The 20,068-nt window shown below is 68.1% G+C and carries 18 protein-coding genes and 7 pseudogenes; 13 read left to right on the top strand and 12 right to left on the bottom strand.

The window, feature by feature from the left end; genetic code table 11:
• Nucleotides 1-166 precede the first annotated feature (166 nt).
• Nucleotides 167-1,186 (top strand): hypothetical protein, encoded by a 1,020-nt coding sequence (locus tag VSR01_RS27885; protein WP_326451834.1) that lies wholly within the window; start codon nt 167-169, stop codon nt 1,184-1,186.
• 49 nt (nt 1,187-1,235) lie between these two features.
• On the top strand, nt 1,236-2,318 hold the full coding sequence (locus tag VSR01_RS27880; protein WP_326451833.1) for a hypothetical protein: 1,083 nt from the start codon (nt 1,236-1,238) through the stop codon (nt 2,316-2,318).
• A 13-nt stretch (nt 2,319-2,331) separates the two neighbouring features.
• Here the strand turns inward: VSR01_RS27880 and VSR01_RS27875 are convergent, their stop codons facing one another.
• Nucleotides 2,332-2,856 (bottom strand): hypothetical protein, encoded by a 525-nt coding sequence (locus VSR01_RS27875; protein ID WP_326451832.1) that lies wholly within the window; start codon nt 2,854-2,856, stop codon nt 2,332-2,334.
• 266 nt (nt 2,857-3,122) lie between these two features.
• On the opposite strand from VSR01_RS27875, the gene VSR01_RS27870 reads away from it, so the two are divergent.
• The 4 genes and pseudogenes from VSR01_RS27870 to VSR01_RS27855 all read left to right on the top strand — a co-directional run bounded on the left by VSR01_RS27870 (nt 3,123) and on the right by VSR01_RS27855 (nt 5,388).
• Entirely contained in the window at nt 3,123-3,608 is a 486-nt protein-coding gene (locus tag VSR01_RS27870) for a hypothetical protein (RefSeq protein ID WP_326451831.1), read from the top strand.
• A gap of 72 nt (nt 3,609-3,680) precedes the next feature.
• Complete coding sequence (locus VSR01_RS27865; protein WP_326449367.1) at nt 3,681-4,514, top strand: transposase family protein; 834 nt, start codon at nt 3,681-3,683, stop codon at nt 4,512-4,514.
• 72 nt (nt 4,515-4,586) lie between these two features.
• Nucleotides 4,587-5,179: pseudogene (locus tag VSR01_RS27860) on the top strand (transposase); the annotation flags it as partial.
• 20 nt (nt 5,180-5,199) lie between these two features.
• Nucleotides 5,200-5,388 carry a hypothetical protein gene (locus VSR01_RS27855; RefSeq protein WP_326451830.1) on the top strand — a complete coding sequence of 63 codons (189 nt, stop codon included), beginning with the start codon at nt 5,200-5,202 and terminating at the stop codon, nt 5,386-5,388.
• Nucleotides 5,389-5,427: 39 nt separating this feature from the next.
• Here VSR01_RS27855 and VSR01_RS27850 read toward each other — a convergent pair whose 3' ends face one another.
• Nucleotides 5,428-5,982, bottom strand: coding sequence for a hypothetical protein (locus tag VSR01_RS27850; RefSeq protein ID WP_326451829.1), 555 nt, complete (start codon nt 5,980-5,982; stop codon nt 5,428-5,430).
• 191 nt (nt 5,983-6,173) lie between these two features.
• On the opposite strand from VSR01_RS27850, the gene VSR01_RS27845 reads away from it, so the two are divergent.
• Nucleotides 6,174-6,482: a transposase gene (locus VSR01_RS27845; protein WP_326451828.1), complete on the top strand. Its 309-nt coding sequence runs from the start codon at nt 6,174-6,176 to the stop codon at nt 6,480-6,482.
• Entirely contained in the window at nt 6,479-7,399 is a 921-nt protein-coding gene (locus VSR01_RS27840) for an IS3 family transposase (protein WP_326451827.1), read from the top strand. Before VSR01_RS27845 ends, VSR01_RS27840 begins: the two co-directional genes overlap by 4 nt.
• Nucleotides 7,400-7,427: 28 nt before the next feature.
• On the opposite strand, the gene VSR01_RS27835 is transcribed toward VSR01_RS27840, so the two are convergent.
• The 3 genes and pseudogenes from VSR01_RS27835 to VSR01_RS27825 form a co-directional block, all read right to left on the bottom strand.
• Complete coding sequence (locus tag VSR01_RS27835; RefSeq protein WP_326453852.1) at nt 7,428-8,027, bottom strand: ISL3 family transposase; 600 nt, start codon at nt 8,025-8,027, stop codon at nt 7,428-7,430.
• A 169-nt stretch (nt 8,028-8,196) separates the two neighbouring features.
• A pseudogene (locus VSR01_RS27830) lies at nt 8,197-8,787 on the bottom strand (IS256 family transposase); the annotation flags it as partial.
• Nucleotides 8,788-8,862: 75 nt separating this feature from the next.
• Nucleotides 8,863-9,703: pseudogene (locus tag VSR01_RS27825) on the bottom strand (IS5 family transposase).
• Between the two features lie 365 nt (nt 9,704-10,068).
• Between VSR01_RS27825 and VSR01_RS27820 the strand changes: the two are divergent.
• Both VSR01_RS27820 and VSR01_RS27815 read left to right on the top strand, forming a co-directional pair.
• A pseudogene (locus VSR01_RS27820) lies at nt 10,069-10,509 on the top strand (SDR family NAD(P)-dependent oxidoreductase); the annotation flags it as partial.
• A gap of 116 nt (nt 10,510-10,625) precedes the next feature.
• On the top strand, nt 10,626-10,820 hold the full coding sequence (locus VSR01_RS27815) for a hypothetical protein (RefSeq protein ID WP_326454020.1): 195 nt from the start codon (nt 10,626-10,628) through the stop codon (nt 10,818-10,820).
• A 182-nt stretch (nt 10,821-11,002) separates the two neighbouring features.
• Here the strand turns inward: VSR01_RS27815 and VSR01_RS27810 are convergent, their stop codons facing one another.
• Complete coding sequence (locus VSR01_RS27810; protein ID WP_326451826.1) at nt 11,003-11,650, bottom strand: TetR/AcrR family transcriptional regulator; 648 nt, start codon at nt 11,648-11,650, stop codon at nt 11,003-11,005.
• A gap of 96 nt (nt 11,651-11,746) precedes the next feature.
• On the opposite strand from VSR01_RS27810, the gene VSR01_RS27805 reads away from it, so the two are divergent.
• Nucleotides 11,747-12,472: an SDR family oxidoreductase gene (locus VSR01_RS27805; protein ID WP_326451825.1), complete on the top strand. Its 726-nt coding sequence runs from the start codon at nt 11,747-11,749 to the stop codon at nt 12,470-12,472.
• 19 nt (nt 12,473-12,491) lie between these two features.
• Here the strand turns inward: VSR01_RS27805 and VSR01_RS27800 are convergent.
• The 3 genes and pseudogenes from VSR01_RS27800 to VSR01_RS27790 all read right to left on the bottom strand — a co-directional run bounded on the left by VSR01_RS27800 (nt 12,492) and on the right by VSR01_RS27790 (nt 16,265).
• A pseudogene (locus VSR01_RS27800) lies at nt 12,492-13,455 on the bottom strand (IS5 family transposase).
• Nucleotides 13,456-13,568: 113 nt separating this feature from the next.
• Nucleotides 13,569-15,100 (bottom strand): annotated as a pseudogene (locus VSR01_RS27795) (ISL3 family transposase).
• Nucleotides 15,101-15,344: 244 nt separating this feature from the next.
• Nucleotides 15,345-16,265: a LysR family transcriptional regulator gene (locus VSR01_RS27790; protein ID WP_326451824.1), complete on the bottom strand. Its 921-nt coding sequence runs from the start codon at nt 16,263-16,265 to the stop codon at nt 15,345-15,347.
• Nucleotides 16,266-16,527: 262 nt separating this feature from the next.
• Between VSR01_RS27790 and VSR01_RS27785 the strand changes: the two genes are divergently transcribed.
• Complete coding sequence (locus tag VSR01_RS27785) at nt 16,528-17,190, top strand: MSMEG_1061 family FMN-dependent PPOX-type flavoprotein (protein WP_326451823.1); 663 nt, start codon at nt 16,528-16,530, stop codon at nt 17,188-17,190.
• A gap of 13 nt (nt 17,191-17,203) precedes the next feature.
• Complete coding sequence (locus VSR01_RS27780) at nt 17,204-18,112, top strand: PDR/VanB family oxidoreductase (protein WP_326451822.1); 909 nt, start codon at nt 17,204-17,206, stop codon at nt 18,110-18,112.
• A 371-nt stretch (nt 18,113-18,483) separates the two neighbouring features.
• Here VSR01_RS27780 and VSR01_RS27775 read toward each other — a convergent pair.
• The 3 genes and pseudogenes from VSR01_RS27775 to VSR01_RS27765 form a co-directional block, all read right to left on the bottom strand.
• Nucleotides 18,484-18,660 (bottom strand): annotated as a pseudogene (locus VSR01_RS27775) (transposase); the annotation flags it as partial.
• A 211-nt stretch (nt 18,661-18,871) separates the two neighbouring features.
• A complete protein-coding gene (locus tag VSR01_RS27770; RefSeq protein WP_326450238.1) occupies nt 18,872-19,750 on the bottom strand; it encodes an IS3 family transposase in 879 nt (292 codons plus the stop codon).
• Entirely contained in the window at nt 19,747-20,055 is a 309-nt protein-coding gene (locus tag VSR01_RS27765; RefSeq protein ID WP_442785482.1) for a transposase, read from the bottom strand. The genes VSR01_RS27770 and VSR01_RS27765 overlap by 4 nt, the downstream gene beginning before the upstream one ends.
• Between the last annotated feature and the right edge of the window lie 13 nt (nt 20,056-20,068).

The raw sequence follows: 20,068 nt of genomic DNA, 5'->3' as shown, positions 1-20,068 counted from the left end.
AACCGCACAAACACCAGCACCGCGCCCCGCCGTCGGCGCAGCTCGTGCTGCCGCGGCCGACTACCGATCGCCGGGGCCCGTTCCCTCCAGCACGACCCGCAGGCGCCTCACCCGTCCCCGCAGCCCCCGACCAGCCACCCGCTCCGCTCCCCGTATTGGACCCGCCATGCCCGCACCCGATCCGAAGGCGCCCCTATCCGAAGCCCCTCACCTGCGCAGCCGAGATGATCCCGGCGGGCTGCGGGCGTTCAGCGACGCCCTTGCGCGCCGCCTTCCCGGCAGCTGGAGCGCCTTCACCAAGGACTACTTCCGGTACAGCCACATGTACGCCGACGTGCGCGACAGCCTGTGGGACCGCGGTCAGACCACGCGAGTCCTACAGGACCGGGTCCCCGACCGGGCCGCGTTGCTGAACGGGCCCGGCGGGGAATCGCTCGTGGTCATCGAACGGCCGCGTCACCCCGGGCAGTTCCTGGTGGCCGCCCTCGCGCCGCCGGGAGTTTACTCCGTCCTGCGCAACCGCTACACGCCCCACGGCATCGCCGTTCCCGAGCACCCCGCGCGCGCCGCAGCGGACGTGGGACGGCGCCTGCTGCCCCGCTACCGGCAAGCCGTCGATGCGGTCCGGGTCCCCGCGCTGCATGCGGCCCACCTGCGGGCCGAGAAGGCCCTGACCGACTGGGACGACGTCTCCGACTCACTCTGCGACGAGCACGGCGTGCCACTGGACTTCGACGCCTATGGCACCCGGAAGGCGCAGCGCGACGCCGCCGCCTGGGCCGGGTTCGACACCTTCCTCTTCCACGGCGAGGCGGCGATCGGCCACGCGACCAGGGCGCTCGCCTCGCTGCCGCTTCCCGCCGCCACCGTCGACCGCTGGAGCCGCGAGCTGAGAGCTCTCAGCGGCGCGCTGGCCGAAGGCACCGACATCCGCGACATCTGGCAAACGCGCCTGGACTTCGTGCTCGACCACCACAACGACCCCGACCGCTGGCACACCTACAGCGACACCCGCCACACCCGCAACGCCGAAGCATGGCACGTAATCACCGCGTTCATCGACCACGGCGGCGTCCTGCACGCCATCGCCAACGCCGAACGCGAGCACACCCAGGCCGCCGCTGCCCACACCACCGCCACGGTCCCAGCGCCTCCGTCCGCCCCGGCCGGCCGGCGCCCCCGCTGATCACGCGCGTTCCACCCCGCCACCGCTCCGACCTTCCGAGGAAGTCGTCATGCCATCGACCGCTCGCCGCGCCGACCTCTCCCACCTCGCCCACGCCGTCGCCGACCGCCTGCCCGGCACCTGGACCGTCACCGACCAGGACTGGACGACGTCACCCCGCATACGTACCCAGGCCAACGACAACCTGTGGGACGGCGGATCGGTGTCGTGGGCCAGCTGGGAACACCCCCTGCCCCGCGCCGCGATCCTCTCCTCCGCCCCCCTCCGGCTGATCATGGTCGACCACCCCACACGCACCGACACGATCATCACCGGCGCGCTCGCCCTGCCCGGCACCCACCAGATGTACGACCTGAGCACCGGCCCCGACATCCCCCACGCCATCCACCTACCCGCCACCCAGCCCGCCCGCGCCGCCCACCGGATCACCGCACGCCTGCTGCCCCGCTACGAACACGCCGTCTGGACCCTGCGCACCAAGATCGTCTCCGATGCAGCCGCAGGCATCCGCAACGCCGACCAGCAGGCGAAGGCGCGCCTCACCGCGCGGGACGCCCCGAACGCGTCGGGCGAAGCCGCGATCACCGCCGCCCGCAACGCCGCCGCCCACCGCTACGTCGACGTCCTGCTCGCCCACGCCCCGCAGCTCCTGGACGCCGTGCGCCGCACGGCCCGCCCCGAGGACTACCACGATCCCGCCACCGGACCGGACCTGCACCGAGCCCAGGGCATCGACGCCGCACTCGCCCGAGCACGACAGACCATCACCACCTGGGCGACCACCACCGCGGACACCACGTCCACCACGAACACCGCCCACACCCCGGCCGAACACGACCAGCACCGGCAGCCGACCGAACACCTACACGCCGCAGACCTCTGGCCGATCGCCGAGCAACTCGCGCACGACGCCGCCGCCCTGGCCCGCGCCGCCGACCACCTCACCCACCGCGTCGGCCGCCCACCCCACCCCCAACACCACCACATCCCCGAACGTCCGGAGACGCCTCCGCAGCGGGGACCTCTTGGAGTCGACGAAGCCGCCAGCCAGGGCACCCGGTCGATCCCAGCCGCGACGAGTCGGCCGGGTCCGGCGGCTGCCCGTACCGCCGGGCCCCTTCTCCGGCGGTGACCTCCGCTGCCTGTTACGCGTCGTGCGGTCCTCGTGCTCGGGTTGCCCGCGAGCGCCTCAGCTGGGTTATCGCAGGCTCCCGGTCAGCTCCCAGATCAAGGCGCATCGCCTCACGAAGTCGGAACAGAGCAACCTCATACTCAGCGCGGCCGTCCGAGTACGCCTCGTCTCCCGCGAGAATGCCGGCCGCGGCAAGGTCCCGGACATCACGCAGTCGGCGAAACGCGCGCTCGGAGGCATCGAATACCTTCGATGCGGCTGTGATGGACATCTGGTAGCGCATGCCGAAGCACGGGGCGAAGCTCTCTCGGGCGGAGCGCTCGCGCTCCGCCGGATTCGCGCTCTCGTTACGGACGAGGCTTCGGAAGTCGTTGCGGGCCCGGGACAGACAAGCCAGGTACTCGCCGTACAGCGCACGCCGTGCACTGATGAGGCGATCATCCTGCTCACGCCGCCAGCGACTTCGGTCGAGTAACGCAGAGCACCCCGTCGCGATCACGGCACCCACGATGGCGCTGGCCAGCGTCGTCCAAGCCATGGACTACAGAGTAGGACGCGCACCCGTAGCTCGAAACCGGTCGTAGTTCCGTCTCCGGCCCCAGCGCGGTACGACGTCGCACCGTAGCATTGATCGATTTTCATCCTGAATTCGCAGGTCGGGCCGCTGGTGTGGGTGGCGATTGACGCGCTCGCGCTGCTCTCGGCCGTGATCGTTAGCAGGTGATCATCTGCCACGGGCCGGTTCGCGGATTCTGGGGTGGCGCATCCGGGCGTCTCGTAGGTTCCGCAGCGGGAGGGAGGCGCATGGTGGACGTGCTGACGTGGACGATCGAGCGGCGGATGCGGCTGACGGAGCGGGCGGAGCTGCTGCGCAAGGAACTGGCGGAGATCGACGTCGAGCTGGGCCGGCTGGAGGCGGCCGAGGTGGTGTTCGGGCAGTGGGCCGAGGCGACGGACGGAGGAAGGCGGCCGTCGGGCATCGTGGAGCCGGAGCCGGAGCCGGAGCCGGAGCCGGAGCGGGTGGTGGTGGTGACGCCGGGGGCGGCCGGGATGCGGCTGGTTCCCGACCGTGAGGAGGGCATGGGGGTGGAGGTGCTGACGCCGGAGTACCGGCGGATCATGGAGATCGTGACGGCTGCGGCGGGGCCGGTGATGGCCAAGGACGTCGCGCTCGCGCTGGGCCGGGAGAACACCCCGGGGAAGGTCGAGCCGGTCCGAGGGCAGTTGCGCAAGCTGTCCGGCCGGGGCTGGCTGGCCCGGAACGGCTCCGGGCGCTATCTGCCGTGCTGACCACGCTGACGCCGGGCGGATCGGCCGGTTTCGGCCGTAACGTGAGGACCCCCGGCAGGAGTTGGCGCCTGTGTGAAGAAGCAGCCGCCCGCCGGGGGCTCTCCCGGTGTTGTCTACCAGGTCCGGCTTCCCGTGTCGAAGCGGACCGTCGATCTCGTCGCCGGACTGATACGCCGGCGCCGCAAGCAGCTGGGCACGCGCTGGCGCAAGGCCGCCCCCGGCACCCAGGCGATCGTCGTGCTCGCTGTCCTGCGTCACGACCAGCGCCTGGCCGACATGGCCGGCGGCAACGCGGTCTCGGCCGCCACCGTCCGACGCTGGGTCCTCGAAGTACTCGACCTGCTGGCCGCGAAGGCCCCACGTCTGGACCGCGCCCTGAAGAAGATCGCCCGTTCCGGCGGTGCGGTGGTCCTGCTGGACGGCACCCTGGTCCGCACCCGCCGCCGCACCGGGGCGGCCAACCGCAAGAACTACAGCGGGAAACACAAGGCCCACGGCCTGCTCTTCCTTGCTCTCACCGATGAGAAGGGCAACCTGATCTGGATCTCCTCGGCCCGTCCCGGCCGGGCCAGCGAGATCACCGCCGCCCGCCACGACCACATCACCGCGCATCTGCGCGAGGCCGGCCTCGGCGCCCTTGCCGACCTCGGCTTCGTCGGACTGGACGACGACCCTGACGACAATCCCGTGATCATCACCGGCCGCAAGGCGACGCGCTCCCGCCGCCTCACCGACGCCGAGAGGGAGGCGAACCGGCTGGTCAGCCGCGAACGCGCCGCCGTTGAGCACGGCTTCGCGAACCTGAAGACCTGGCGCGTCCTGACCAAGGTCCGCATGAACGCCCGTCACGCCACCACCCTGCTGCGGGCCCTGCTCGTCCTAGCGAACTCCGAGGTCCGACGGTGACGAACGATCACCCCAAGACGATCAGGCGGGCCTGTACCGTCAGCGGTGTAAACCTGATCAAGGGAATACCTGATGAGTGACGTGATCGTCTCTGTCGAGGCGTCTGAGGTGAGTCGACCGGTCGAGCTGCCGGCGGACCTGTTGGACGACCAGTTGATCGGTCAGCTGGTCGACCGGGCGAAGGCCGGCGGGCTGCAGCTGACCGGTGAGGGCGGGCTGCTCCAGCAGCTGACGAAGCGGGTGCTGGAGTCCGCGTTGGATGGCGAGATCACCGACCATCTCGGCTACGACAAACACGATGCGACCGGGGACGGGAGTGGGAACTACCGCAATGGCACCCGTTCCAAGACGGTGGTGACCGACGTCGGCCCGGTCGAGATCGAGGTGCCCCGGGACCGGGCCGGCAGCTTCCAGCCGCAGTTGGTCAAGAAGCGGCAGCGGCGGCTGACCGGTGTTGACGAGATGGTGCTGTCACTGTCCGCGAAGGGCCTCACCCACGGGAGATCTCCGCGCACCTGGCCGAGGTCTACGGCGCCAGCGTGTCGAAGACGACGATCTCCACGATCACCGACCAGGTGATGGAGGGTATGGCCGAATGGCAGAACCGGCCGCTCGACCGTGTCTGTCCCGTTCTGTTCGTCGATGCCATCAACGTGAAGGTCCGGGTTCTGTCGACGATCTTGTGATGCGGGCGGTGTGTTCATCGGGCGAGGAGGACGCGCTTGCGCAGGAGGTCGAGGCTGGCCCGTCCGAACATCTGCTGTTTGAGCATCTTGAGGCGGTTGATGTTCCCTTTGACCGCGCCGGAGCTGTAGGGCTGGGTGAGCCCGTTGCGGACGGCGTCGATATCGCGGCGGGGGTTGCGGGCGAATGACGCGACCGAGGTGAGGCTGTCGGTCTCGGCGGTGTGGATCTATTCGTCGAGGCGGTGGTCCTCGCGGTGGGTCAGCATTACCGCGAAGGCCCTGACGTGCCGGGTGAGCCTGTCGAGATCCTGGTTGCGGGACTGCAGGGTGGCCAGCTTGTCCGCGTCTGTGCCGTCGAGGTGGTCGGGGTGGGTGGTGATCCAGGCGGTGACTTCACGGACCGACGGGGGCTTGGGGCCTGGTGCCGGCATGTGGCCGCGGTGCGTGCGGTAGCGCCGCAGGTGACGCTGGACGGCCAGTTCGCCGCCGGAGTGGCCGAGTTGGCGGATCTCCCGGAAGAGCTGGGCTGCGTTGCGGATGCCCTCGTTCCAACGCCGGTGGAGGTAGCCGGTGCAGGGGTCGACCAGGTGAGTGCGGTGCAGGGTCTTCGCCGTCAGTTCCTGCGCGGTGGCGGCGTTGATCAGCTTGCGGACCGTCGCCTGGTGCGGGCCCAGCTTGCGGCCGATCGCCGCCTTGGACAGTCCCTGGGCCCGCAACTCGTGGGCTGCCGCGTGCTGTTCCTTGAACCTGACCACGATCTTGAGTTCGGGGTTGGGCTTCATGATGTCCGGCTCGGCTTCGAGTCCGTCGCCTTCCGCTTGCGGGGCCGGCCCGGCCAGGTGCGGTCGGAGCGTGCTGACCGCCTTCTCGACCGACTGGCACAGGTTCTGCCACAGGTGGAAGCTGAGGTTCCCCCGAGATGCGGGGAATGGTGACAGCAGGTCAGATGGGTCTCATGAGAGGAGTCCAGACGATGCCTGCGCCGAGGAAGTACCCGCTGGAGTTGCGTGAGCGTGCGGTGCGGATGTACCGGACTGCCGATCCGAAGCCCGTGATCCGCCGTATGGCCGAGGACCTCGGCGTGCACCATGAGGCCCTGCGCAACTGGATCCGGCAGGCCGAGGCTGATGCCGGCGAGCGCGGTGACCTGCTCACCACCGAGGAGAAGGAAGAGCTCGCCCAGCTGCGGCGCGAGGTGAAGGAACTGCGCCGGGCGAATGAGGTCCTGCGGACGGCCTCGGCTTTTTTCGCCGCACAGCTCGACCCGACCCGGCCCAGGTGACCGCGCTCCTTACCGAGCACCCGCACCTGGGGGTCGAGCCCGTACTCCGGGAACTGCACATCCCCTCCTCCACCTACTACCGCTGGCGCCAGGCCGGGACCGAGCCGTGCGAGAGACGCCGCCAGGACACCGAGCTGACCGGGAGGATCCGGCAGATCCACCAGGACTCCGGCGGGATCTACGGATCGCCCAGGGTCCACGCCGTCCTGAAACGCGAGGGCGTCCACGTCGGCCGCAAACGGGTCGAGCGGCTCATGCGCCAGGCCGGCCTCGCCGGGATCAGCCCCCGCCGGGGCAAAGGGTTCACCCACCGCGACCCCGACGCCGCACTCGCCCCCGACCTCGTGCAACGCGACTTCACCGCGAGCGGGCCGAACCGGCTGTGGGTCACCGACCTGACCATGATCTCCACCCTTCAGGGACCACTGTGGCTCTCCGCGATCCGAGATGTCTTCTCCCGCAGAGTCGTGGCCTGGGAGACCTCCGCCCGCGCGGACGCCGACCTGGTCCTCACCTCGCTGGAGTACGCGCTGGCCAGCCGGGAGGTCGTCCCCGGCGAACTCGTCCACCACGCCGACCACGGCACGCAGTACACGTCTATCAAGCTCACAACACGCCTGGTCAGAGCGGGTATCGGGGCGTCTATGGGCTCGGTCGGCGACTCCTACGACAATGCCCTGGCGGAGAACCTGTGGATGCTGATCAAGACCGAGTGCGTCCGCGGCCGGACCTTTGACACCAGAGCCGAGGCCAACCTCGCGCTCTTCGAGTACATCGACGGCTTCTACAACCCCCGCCGCATCCAAAAACGCCTCGGCTACCTCAGCCCCATCGAGTTCGAGGAGAAGCACTACGCCAACCAGGCAGCGACCGAACCAGTGAACCTGAAACCCCGTCAACCCGCCCTGACCAGCTAGTCAGCCACTCCCGCGCAGCGGGGGAACCTCAGCGGTCGGCGACCTGCACGGCCTGCGGGGCACCCTGGCGGGATCCCTCACCGTAGCCGCTGGAGCGGTCCCGGCAGATCACCCTTACTTCGGGGTGCTGCCGCAGCCAGGCGGCCAGGTCCTCGCCTTCTCGGCCGTCGAAGAGGTGCAGCGGGCGGTGGGTCGCCATGTCGATCAGCACGGTGCCGTAGTGGCGGCCCTTGCGGAACGCGAAGTCGTCGACGCCGAGCACCTCCACGGCCCCGGTCTCCGGCTCTGGCAGGGCCTTGAGCAGCCTCAGCAGGGTGTCCCTGCCGGTCGCCATGCCCAAGGCTGCGGTCAGCCGGGCTCCCGCACGGCCGGCGAGGGCGAGCCCGATCCGCGCCAGCAACCCGAGCAGCAACGGGGTGAAGCGGCTGTGCGGCCTGGTCAGGCCATGAACCTGCTCGGCGAACGTGACCGCCGGACAGGCCGGGTTCTGGCATCGGAACCGGCGGACCTGCAGCTCTATGATCACGCCGGCGCCGCCCACCGCGGCATCTCGAAGGCTGCGGACGTAACGGCCGTGGACCCGCCCAGACCACCGCCCGCACCGGCACCGGCCGCCCTCCCCAGCCACCCGGGCCCTCAACACCACGGCGGACGAACCTCGTTCGACCTGGTCAACGGTGAGCGCGGACAGGTGCGGGAACAGCTGCTGCAAGAGATCACGAGAACACGCGGTTCATGATCGCGAACCACGACGGCCCGGCGCATCGCCGTCCGCATCACAAGATCGTCGACAGAACCCGGATCTTCACGTGGATCGCGTCGATGAAGATGACCGGGTAGACGGCGTCGAGGGGCCGGTTCTGCCATTCGGCCATGCCGTCCATGACCTTGTCGGTGATGGTGGAGATCGTCTGGCGGGAGACTTCGGCGCCATAGACCTCGGCCAGGTGGGCCTGGACCTCACCGGTCGTCAGGCCCTTCGCGGACAGGGAGATGACCATCTCGTCCACGCCGGACAAACGCTTCTGCCGCTTCTTGACGATCTTCGGCTCGAACGAGCCTTCACGGTCACGGGGCACCGATATCTCCACCGGCCCGACATCCGTGAGCACGGTCTTGGCCCGGGTCCCGTTGCGGCTGTTGCCGCCGTTCTTCCCGGCCGGATCGTGCTTGTCGTAGCCCAGGTGGTCGGTGATCTCACCCTCGAGGGCGGACTCCAGCAGCCGCTTCGTCAGCTGCTGGAGCAGCCCTCCCTCGCCCGTCAGCTGCAGGCCCTCGGCCTGGGCGCGGCCCACCAGCTCGTCAACGAGCTGGTCGTCTACCGTCTTCGCCGACTGCGGCTCAGACGCCTCAACGGACTCGGCCTCGGTCACGTTCTCACTGGTCATCGATGCATCTTCCTTGATCAGGAGTTACACCGAACGTTTTACAGTCCCGCTTAGCTCGCGCAGATAGGCGTGGGGTCATGGTCGTCGGGTGGGGCGGTCGTTCCAGCGGTGAGTGGTCCAGGCGCGGCGGATGGTGCTACGCACGGTGATGACGGTGTCCGCGAGGTCGAAGAAGGCGTTGATGACGCTGGTGCGGCGTTCGTAGCAGCGTGCGAGCCGGTAGAACGCGTTCTGCCAGGCGTGGGCGCTCTACATGCCAGCGCTGGGTGGCCTGGATAGGGGCCTTCTCGCCCTTGTGTGCGATCTGGCCTCGCAGCCCGCGTGCGTCGAGGGTGGAGCGGGTCTTGCCCGAGTCGTAGCCGGCGTCGAGGTGCACGGTGATGTCTTCAGGCAGTGGGCCGAGGTCGTCCAACAGGTCCAGGGTCGGGGCAAGCAGCGGCGCGTCATGGCAGTTGGCTCCGGCCAGAACCCGGCCCAGCGGAATTCCATAACGGTCCGTCATACCTGAGCGCTTGAGGCCCTGTTTGCCGCGGTCGACCGGTGAGCGTCCGGCGGCTTCTCCGCCTCCGGGTGCTTTGGTGATCGACCCGTCGATGGCGATCTGGTCCAGGACGAGGCCGACGATTCGGTCGTACGCCTCCAAGGCGACGTGCCGAAGCTGGGCGAAGACGCCCAGTCGGATCCACTCGTCACGGCGGTTGCGGATCGTGGTGGCCGAGCAGGTGGTGTCCGCTATGGCTTGGTAGGAGCAGCCGAAGCGGAGGAGCTGGAGCAGCTTGTCGAAGATGATCCGGTCGCTGATCCGCGGGCGGTGGCAGCCCAGTGGGTGGGCCGGATCGTAGACCGGCCTGTGGGGCAGCAGCGCCGCGAATTGGTTCCAGAGGGGTTCGGTCAGCCATGATGGCAGTGCAGGCACAAGCCTCCCGACGATCGTGAAGCGTCTCAATTCCATGATCACCGAGGCCTGTGCCCGGCCCTACTGAGGGTTTCCCACGCCGCCGATCTGTGCCGGCTTCAAGCGGCCAGACGAGCCTCCCACGTCGCATCGGTGAAACCGCCAACTATGCTGTGCGAGGACGTGCTTCTGTCCGGAGTTCGCCCGCGCCTGCCAACAACAAGCATGAAGGACACGCGCGTTCGGGCCTAACCGAACGGATCACGTGACACACGCTGCTCCGTGGCGCCCATACCGCATCCGGTCGAAGGGAACCTGTCTTGCCGAAGACCGTTGTCATCACTGGTGCGAGCGATGGAACCGGCGCCGCCGCGGCGCGCCAACTGGTGCGTGATGGACACCATGTGGTCGTCGCGGGCAGGTCCGCGGCCAAGACCAAGGCGGTCGCGGATGAGCTCGGCGTGCACTATTTCGTCGCCGACTTCGCCCACTTGCACCAGGTGCGTACCCTTGCGGCACAGCTCGCCGATCACTGCCCGCGCATCGACGTACTGGTCAACAACGCTGGGGTGATCCTCGGGGACCGCCATGTCACAGCAGACGGCTTTGAGGAGACGTTCCAGGTCAACTACCTCGCACCGTTCCTGCTGACCAACCTGCTGCTAGACACCCTGCTGGCTTCCCAGGCCCTCGTCGTGCAGACATCAAGTAACGCCGCACGACTGTCAGCACGCGTCGACTTGGACGATCTCGACAATGCGCGGAACTACTCACCCGTACGCGCCTACGGCAACGCCAAGTTGGAACTTGTCCTCTTCACCCGGGAACTGCACGACCGGTACCACGAGCAGGGCCTGTCCGCAGTTGCCTTCCATCCCGGGGTGTCTCGTCGAACTTCGCCAGGACCAGCCGAAGCCCTGTGGGCGCACTGTTCCGGACACCTGTGCCTCGCCTGTTCTTCCAGTCCCCGCAGAAGGCGGCACGGAAGCTGCTGCGGTTCGTCACCCCCGCACCCGAGGACAGCGTCGTGTCCGGTGCGTACTACGAGAACGGCAAACCCCGCACGATCAAGGCGCCGCCCATCGGACCGCAACTGTGGGAGGCCACTTCAGCGCTGCTCGACCTGAACAAGAGGTAGCGAGCGCAGATCTGGTGCGGGGGCTGGCCAGGTGCAACGGCCCCGCCGGGCACAGGGCGTCGAACATCGTGGAAGCGCAGGCACAGGCCTCCAGTGATCACAGAGTGTCATAACTCCTGATCACAAGGGCTTGTGCCCGTTCCGTTGCTAGGGACCCAAACGGCGCCTATTCGCGCGACCTCTTAGTGCCTGGGAGTCCGCAAGTAGCGCTCATCCATGCGAGGTGATCGCGTCACGGGCGGGGGCGGCGTGGTGAAGTCCACCGCGCCCAGGCTTGTGGCGAGTTCGGCGGCTGCCTCCCAGATGCGGGCCGGTAGGCCGACGTCGTCCGGCCGGTCGGTCCAGCGCTCGAACGCGGTGCGGAAGATGGCGACGCCGACTTGCGCGAGCAGCGTCGCCTCCGATTCAGCGGCGCTTCGGTCCCGCAACGCGTCCGCCACTGCGTCCGTCACGGCGGCGAACTTGGTCCGCCCCCGTTCCTGCAGCTCCGGGCTGGCCCGGACAACCGCGCGCCGTTGTGCGGCGAGGGGGGCCGGGGCCTGGTCGGCCAGCATGTCGGCGACGTCCACGAGAGCGGCCAGGAGGGCCTCGAAGGACGAGAGGCTGTCGCCAGCGTGCCGGACGGAGCGGGCGAGGGCGGCCGGAAGTTGTTCGGATTCAGCAAACAGCACGTCCCGCTTGTCCGTGAAGTAACGGGAGAACGAGCGTCGGGTCAGCCCGGCCCGCTCGGTGATCTCCGCGACGGTGACGTTCTCGTACCCGTGCTCGAGGAACAGCTCCAGCGCTGCCTCGCGGAGCCGGTCTTCGGCGTGTGGGTTCCATCGCGGCATGCTCGCCATCCTAACAGTGATGACTCAATGGGTCGTCATCGCTGCTACAGTGATGACCCGCCGAGTCATCACTGTTGAGGCATAGGAGTAGGCATCATGACTCTTTCAGGCCAGCGCATCGTCATCATCGGTGGCAGTTCAGGGATGGGACTGGCCGCGGCCCGCGCCGCAGCGGCGGCCGGGGCGGCAGTCACGATCGCGTCGAGCGACCAGGGGCGTCTGGAGGCCGCGCTCGCGCAGTTGCCGGACACGTGCGACGGGGCCGTCGTCAACACCCGCGAGGAGGCTGGCGTCGCTGCCCTGTTCGCCCGCGTCGGCGAGCTCGATCACGTGGTTTACACAGCGGGTGATACGGTGCGTCCGCAGCCGCTGGCAGACCTGCCGCTCGACGCCGCCCGGGAGCTGTTCGAGGTCCGCTTCTGGGGAGCAGTCGCCGCGGTCAAGCACGCGGCACGGCGCATCCGGCCGGGAGGCTCGATCGTGCTGACGTCCGGAACGGTCGCTGTTCGCCCCGCACCCGGTACAGCGCTCGCGGCCGGCGCCGCCGCCGCCACAGAGGGCCTGACGCGAGGGCTGGCTGCCGAGCTTGCCCCGATCCGCGTCAACGCGGTCCGGCCGGGAGCAATCCGCACCCCGCTGTGGGACCCGGTTCCGGAGCCGCAGCGTGCCGCGCTGTTCGCGACCCTCGCTGATCGGACACTCACCAATTCGATCGGCGAAGCGGACCAGATCGCCGCGGCGCACCTGTATCTGATGGAGAACCGCTTCGTCACCGGAACCGTGCTCACCGTTGACGGAGGCGCCATCCTCGCCGGGATCTAGGGTCTGTGTGGAGTTGTGATCATGGCTGTGATCCGAGGTGTCGGATCCAGAGGAGACCGGCGCATAATTCGAGTCCCGCCTGGTAGCTTTCAGGTTTTTTGTCGTAGCGGACGGCGAGGCCGCGCCAGTCCTTGATCTTGTTGATGATGCGTTCGACGCTGTTGCGGAGCTTGTACAGCTGTTTGTCCCAGGTGACGGGCCGTCCTCCGCGTGAGCCGCGGTTTTTGCGGTGGGCGGCCTGATCCTTCTTCTCGGGGATGACCGCTTTGATCCCACGTCTGCGCAGGTGGGAACGGTTCTTGCGGAACGAGTACGCCTTGTCGCCGGCGACTGCGCCGGGCCGGGTGCGGGGCCGGCTGGCCGGGCCGGGGACGCGGATCTTGTTCAGGACGGGGATGAACTGCGGGCTGTCCCCGGCTTGCCCCGCGGTGATCTTGAGCGAGAGGGGCAGGCATTGCGGCACGCAGGACAGGTGCGTCTTGGTGGTCAGTCCTCCGCGGGAACGCCCCAATTCGGCGGCGGCGAGCCGGGCCCTGCGGCGACGCCTCACGCGCCGTCGTTCTTCCCGCTCCGGGTCCATCTGCCCGTCTTGTTCCTGGTCGGTGCCCCTTTTTCCGCGGCGGCCTCCTCCATCGCGTCCAGAGTCCCGGGCTCCATGATCATCCCGGCGGCATCATGGTGGGCCCGGACCGTGGTCGAGTCCACGCTGACCAGCGACAATTCCACCAGGCCCCGCTTGGCCGCCTCGGCGATCGCCCCCTGGAACACCGCAGTGAACACCCCGGCATCCCGCCACTGCCGTAAACGGTGGACCAGTGCCCGAACCGTTCGGGCAACTCCCGCCATTCCGCCCCGTTCCTGAACCGCCACACGACACCCTCGAAGTGCGCCCGCAGGTTCTCCGGGTACGGCCCGTACTCACCGACCGGCAGGAACGGGGAAATGAACTCCCACTCAGCATCCGAAAGTTGAGGTCGAGACACCCCACCGTTTTACCCCAAGGGCCCCGACCCTCCCGGACCGAGGCCCCACGAGATCACAAGGGAGTGTCTAATAAACGGCCCTGTCTCACTTTCGGTGGTGACGGAGCGTGCTGTTATCCGAGGAGGATGCGGTGGCGGAGCAGGGTGAATCCTGCTCGCCCGTGCATCTGGCGCGCGATCCGTTTGGTCTTGGTGTTGACGCCCTCGGTGGGGCCGTTGCTGTAGGAAAGCGTGAGCCCGGCGATCACGGCGTCGAGGTCGCGGTCCAGACCCCGGGTGAAGGCGTGTAGGTGGGGCAGGTCCGCTGTTCGGACTTGGGTGATCCAGTGCGTGAGCGCATCGGCGTTGTCGGTGTGTGGCGTGAGGAGCGGGGCGAAGTCCCTGATAGCTACAGCCAGTTGGGTCATCTCGGGGCAGGCAGCGGTGAGCTTGGTCAGGAGCTCGTGCTGCTCGGCCTTGAGGTTGTCGGGCCTGGTCAGCAGCATCCGGGCGAGGCGACGGGGTGAGATATGGCTGCGGTCGGCGTCCGCGCGGCCTTGGTTGATGTACTTGTGCAGAAGGTTCAGGCAGCCCGTGAAGCCGAGGGTCTTGATCTCTTCGAAGAGGTGCAGGACGGGGACGCCGGGGTCTTCAGTCCGGCGTTTGCGCAGGTGCTCGCGGTAGGGATCGACCAGGCTGGCACGGTACTTGGGGACGCGGAGCATGCGCTCGGGCCGGTCGGCTCGGGCGTAGCGCTTGACGGTGTTCAGGGCCAGTTGCAGGCGGCGGGCGCATTCGAGCAGGCCCACGCCCTGGTCGAGCAGGCCATGGACCTGGTGCCAGCGTTCGAGGGTGGTCTGGGCGCGGGGCCCGTCGTAGATCGGCGCGTCCAGTACGGTGGCCCAGCAGGCGCTGTGTGCTTTCACCTCGCTCAGGGCGGCTTCGCACAGATTCTTCCATAAATGCCAGCGATCACCGACTTGTACCGCGTCGGGCAGGGCACGGCGGATAGCCTCGGCATAGGTCGCCGAGCCGTCGCGGCACACGACCTCGATGCCCGGATGTTCGTGCAGCCATGCTTCCAGGGTGTCGGCCGTGCGGTCGGGCAGCACGTCGATCCGTTCATGGGTCTCGGCATCGATGATCACGGTGGCGTAGCGGTGGCGCCGGCGCAGGGCGAAGTCGTCGACGCCGATCACACGGGGCACCCGCCCGGTGGGTAACGGCATCCTCAGCAGGGCGCGTAGGGCCGTGTGACGCGACAGGCTCACCGTGAGTATTGCCAGCAAACGTGATCCCGCCCGGCCCGCTAACTCTTTGACCACGGCCTTGACCTGCATGGTCAGCCGAGCGGTGCGTCGCTGGTATCGCTCCAGCACCCCGGGGACCTGTTCGCGGAAGGTGTGGCGACAGCCTCGCGTGGGGCACACCAGACGCCGCGCCGCACACGGACCACCACCCGCCGCCCGTCGATCGGAATGTCGGCCACCGTCCGCCAGTGGTAGCCATGCACGCGTTCCGACGAGGCCCCGCACACCGGGCAAACCGCGGTGGCCAGCGGAGTCCGTGCCCGCACCAAGATCCACTCACCTTCGTCGGCCACATCCTCGATGACCAGCGGCGACAGGCCCGAGAAGACCGCCTGCACAAGCTCGTTGACATCCATCACATGAAGGTCAACGACCCTCACAACGCTCCGTCACCACCGAAAGTGAGACAGGGCCGTTAACTGGACACACCCGCCCCGCGCGATTACGCGATGACCAGCATGTGCCGCCCGGCCCCCGCCCGGGTCGCGACCCCCGCGGACGCCGCCGCCATCTTCTCGACAATCACCACTGCCTTTTCCACGACCCGCTGTGGAGCCCGGCCACCACCGGCGCGCTGAGCGCTTGGCTGGCGCGGTGAGGTCACTGCTGTCCATCGCCCGCTGCAGTGGTAGTCATGATGTGACGGATGCGCTCGCGCAGGAACTGGTGCGTGCCGTCATGGTGGTTGCGAGGGTGCCACGCCATGCCGATGGCCAGGTGGGGCAGTTCCAGGGGGATCCGGAACGCGTGCAGACCGAGCGTGTCCACCATCGGCCGACTCAGCCCGGCTGGGGCAATGCTGACGACATCGGTGTCGCGGGCCAAGAACAGCGCGGTCGCGACGCTGGGGACCACGGCGACCACGCGCCGGCTTAGGCCCAAGTCGGCGAGTCGCTCGTCGATCGGTCCCTGAGCCTGACCCCGTCGCGACACAACGATGTGGTCGGCGGCGGCGAACCGCTGTGGTGTGACGGTCTTCGCCCTCGCCAGGCGATGAGTCGACCGTGCGACCCCGATCAGTGTCTCCGTGAAAAGTGTTTCCGAGCGGGTCTCGGGGTCGCTGGGGTGCACGATCCCAATCTCCAGGTCGACCAGCCCATCGCGCAGCGATGGGGTGTCCTCGATGTTCTCCGGTCGCAGACGCAGAGAGATACCGGGCGCCTGAACTCGCAGATCCTCGAGGAGGGGCGGAATGAAAGCCGTGGACAGCATGTCGTTGACCCGCAGGTTGAACGTGCGCACCGCGGTGCGGGGATCAGTGGTGACGGACGGCCCGAACAGTGCTTGCGCCCGGACGGAAATCGCGTGCGCCTCCCCGCGCAGCTCCAGAGCCCGGGGAGTGGGCACGAGGTCACGTCCGGCTCGGACGAGCAGCGGATCGTCGAAGATCCGGCGCAGGCGTGCCAGGGAGCGGCTCATCGCCGGTGGCGAGGTGTGCAGGCGGGCCGCGGCCCTCGTCACGCTGTTCTCGGCGAGCAGCGCATCCAACGCCTTGATCAAATTCAAATCGGCATGGTCCATCCCCGGATTATCACTAATGGAATGAGTCCGTATCAACGTTTCACTGGTGTATATCGGCCCGCGTTCCTTAACGTCGGAGGCACGCGATCAACCCAGGGAAGACTCCCACGGGCGTCCGCATCTGCCTGTTCCCACTTGACCTCGCTGGCCACAGCGGTGGTCGGTCGGCGGACCACGCAAGTGCGGCCGCACGACGTCGTCAGATGAGAGTCACGGGATTCGCGACCCGGGACTGGACCAAGCCGAGTAGGAAGCAACCCGAATGATCACTCATGAGGATCATGAGACCAGCGGCCGCGCGGCCCCCAGGGCTCGTCCGAGCCGGATCTCCTACGCGGAGGTGCGTGCCCGGATCGGCGAGCCGGATGACATGATCAAGCGTAAGGTTCATGACAGGCTGGACCACCATTGCCGCCGCTTCATCGCCCACTCGCCTTTCCTGACGATGGCGACGGCGAACGCGGCAGGGCTGCCCGACAGCTCACCCCGCGGTGATTACCCCGGGTTTGTGAAGGTGCTCGACGAGCGTACGCTCGCCATCCCCGACCGGCCGGGCAACAACCTCGCCGACTCGTTCCGCAATCTCGCCGAGAACGACGGGATCGGGCTGATGTTCATCGTCCCCGGAATGCGGGAAGTGCTGCGCATCAACGGTCGCGCTTATCCCACCGACGAAGCGGACGTTCTCGCCCGGATGCAGACCGAGGGGAAGAGCGCGCTGCTGGCGATCATCGTGGACGTGGAGGAAGTCTTCTTCCACTGCGGCCGCGCACTGATCCGCTCCCGGCTGTGGGACCCGGCCGCCCAGGCGCTGGCGGACGAGTTGCCGTCGATGGGCGAGATCGCCCGCGACCAAATGAGCGTTGACGCCGATCCGTCCGCGCTGGACTCCATGCTCGAAGACGACTATCGGCACCTGTACTGAGGACGGCACCAGCATGCAACGAACCATTGTCGAGACGGTGGAGCCGGTCGCCGAGGGCGTCGTCTCGCTCCTCCTACGCGGAGTTGATGGTCCGCTGGCCCCGTGGGAGCCGGGCGCCCACATCGATCTGGTCCTGCCCAACTGGTTGACCCGAACGTACTCGTTGTGCGGTGACCAGGACGACCATGACACCTACCAAATCGCCGTCCGCCACGACCCGCTCAGCCGGGGCGGCTCGGAATACATCCACCTGTTCCTCAGGAAGGGCCGCACCCTCGACGTCTCGCTGCCCCGCAACAACTTCCCCCTGTTGCCAGCCCCGGAGTACCTGTTCCTCGCCGGCGGGATCGGAATCACCCCCCTCATGCCGATGCTGAACGCGGCGGTAGAGTCCGGCGCCACGGCAAGCCTGCTGTACGCGGGCAGGTCCCTGGCCACCATGCCGTTCGTCAACGAGCTGCAATCCGGCTACGGGAGGCGGGTGCGCATCCACTCCAGAGACACATACGGCACGCCCGACCTCACCGCAGAGGCTGCAGCGCTGAGTGCTGAGGCGCTCGTGTACTGCTGCGGTCCCACCGCGATGCTCGACGCGGCCGAAGCGGTGTTCCCCGCGGAGCGGTTGCACGTTGAGCGTTTCCGGTCGACCGTCCGGGAGTTCGCGCCCAACGCGGCCTTCGAGGTGAACTGCGCCCGATCGGCACGGACCGTCCACGTCGGAGAGGAGGACTCGATGCTGGACGCGTTGAACCATGCAGGGTTCCGCATCCCGTCCGGGTGCCGTGAGGGTGTCTGCGGCAGCTGCGAAATCATCGTCACCGACGGAGAGCCGGAACACCGCGACGACATCGGCGCCTCGCTAGGCCGCATGTACTGCTGCGTCTCACGGTCGCTGTCACCCACCCTCACCATCGACCTTTGACCAGGAGGAGCCCGGTGGTTCTGCGGGCAGGGCGCCAACGGCCGGTACAGCTGCGAGCGCCTACTCTGGCCCCCGGCCAGCACCTGGCACCACACAGATTGCTGCTCCCGCCCATGGCGACGCGATGCGCAGGACACCGCGGGGAGGTCGGTCAAGCGGCCGGTGCGGTCCCCCTTGCGCCAGTGCCTTGAGCTCGCTGTCGAAGTCGCTGATCGGGGCAGGAGGCGACGCGGCTGGCTCCGCGTGGCTGTAGCGCCGCCCCGCCCCGTCGACGCGACTCGGCGGCAGATCGCCAAACTCGGCGGTCGGCCCTCTCCGGGACTGTAAAACGTTCGGCCCTGTCTCACTTTCGGTGGTGACGGAGCGTGCTGTTATCCGAGGAGGATGCGGTGCCGGAGCAGGGTGAAGCCTGCTCGTCCGTGCATCTGGCGCGCGATCCGTTTGGTCTTGGTGTTGACGCCCTCGGTGGGGCCGTTGCTGTAGGGAAGCGTGAGCCCGGCGATCACGGCGTCGAGGTCGCGGTCCAGACCCCGGGTAAAGGCGTGTAGGGGCCTTGACCCCTGATCTTGGACACACGAGACACTGGATCCTGAGGATCTGAGAGGGCGGAATGAGAGATTAAATCCGCTCTGTCGTCGCCTGAACGTGTGGCCTTGCCGCCTCCGGCAGGTCGCGGGGCTGGCGCCGTGCTGAGGTGACTGCGTGAGTGACCGCAAGCCTGAGCTTGTTCCGCTTTGGCGGACACCGTTGGTGTGGTGGTCAGGCTGCGAGTGCGGTCTCGTACTCGGCGGGGCTGCGGTAGTCGAGGCTGCTGTGCAGTCGGTGCAAGTTGTACCAGCCCTCGATGAAGTCGAAGATCGCGGTTCGGGCGGCGGCCCGGGTGGGCCAGGTGGTCGTGTCGAGCAGTTCGCGTTTGATGGTGGCGAAGAACGATTCGGCCAGTGCGTTGTCCTTGTCCCAGCATTGCCCGGTGCGGCCGACTGACAGACGGACCCCGAACTGGTCTGCCAGGGCGGCGAATTGCTGGCTGGTGTACTGGCTTCCGCGATCCGAGTGGAAGATCACCGGTCGCATCGGGCGACGCTGCCGGCAGGCGGTGGTCAGGGCGTCTGCGACCAGATCAGTGCGCATGTGGTCGGCGGTTTCCCAGCCGACGACGCGGCGTGAGGCGATGTCGATGACGGTGGCCAGGTAGAGCCAGCCTTCCTCGGTCGGGATGTAGGTGATGTCGCCGCACCAGCGGGCGTCAAGCCCGGTGGGGTCGGGCTGGAAGTCCCGGCTGATGAGGTCGGGACGGGTGACCGCCCGGGGGTCGGGGACGGTGGTCGGCTGCCGTCGTCTGCGGTGTCGGCCTGCCAGGCCGGCCGCCCGCATCAGCCGGGCGACACGGCGACGCCCACACGCAGCGCCGTCGCGCACCAGGGCGGCGTGGACGCGTGGGGCACCGTAGGTTCCCCGCGACCTGGCGTGGACAGCGGTGATCTGCTCGGTCAGTTCGGCGTCGCGGACCGCGCGGGGGCCGGGGGTGCCGGTGCGGCGGGCGTAGTAGGCGGCTCGGGAGACCTGAAGTAGCTCACAGGCGCGTTTGACGCTGTGACCTGCGCTTTTCTCCGCCTCGATGAACGGGTGAACCGTCACCGGGTCTCCTTCGCGAAGAAAGCCGTGGCCCGCTTGAGGATGTCGACGTCTTCACGCAGCCGGCGGTTCTCCCGCCGAAGCGCAGCCAGTTCCTCGCGTTCGCTGCTGGTCAGGCCGTCGCGCTCGCCGGCGTCGACCTCGGCTTGCTTGACCCAGTCGCGTACCGCCGTCTCGGTCAGGTCGAAGTCCTTCGCGATCTGGCCGACCGTGCGGTCGCCACGCTGGCACAGCTCGACGATCTCGGCCTTGAACTGCGGCGTGAACGAGCGGCGAGGGCGCGGCTTCTTCTTCCCCATGCTCTCCATGATGGACATCCTC

The organism is Actinacidiphila sp. DG2A-62 (assembly GCF_035825295.1).
Classification (GTDB): domain Bacteria; phylum Actinomycetota; class Actinomycetes; order Streptomycetales; family Streptomycetaceae; genus Actinacidiphila.
The sequence above is the reverse complement of the archived record's forward strand: the minus strand, read 5'-3'. Positions and strand labels throughout refer to the sequence as shown.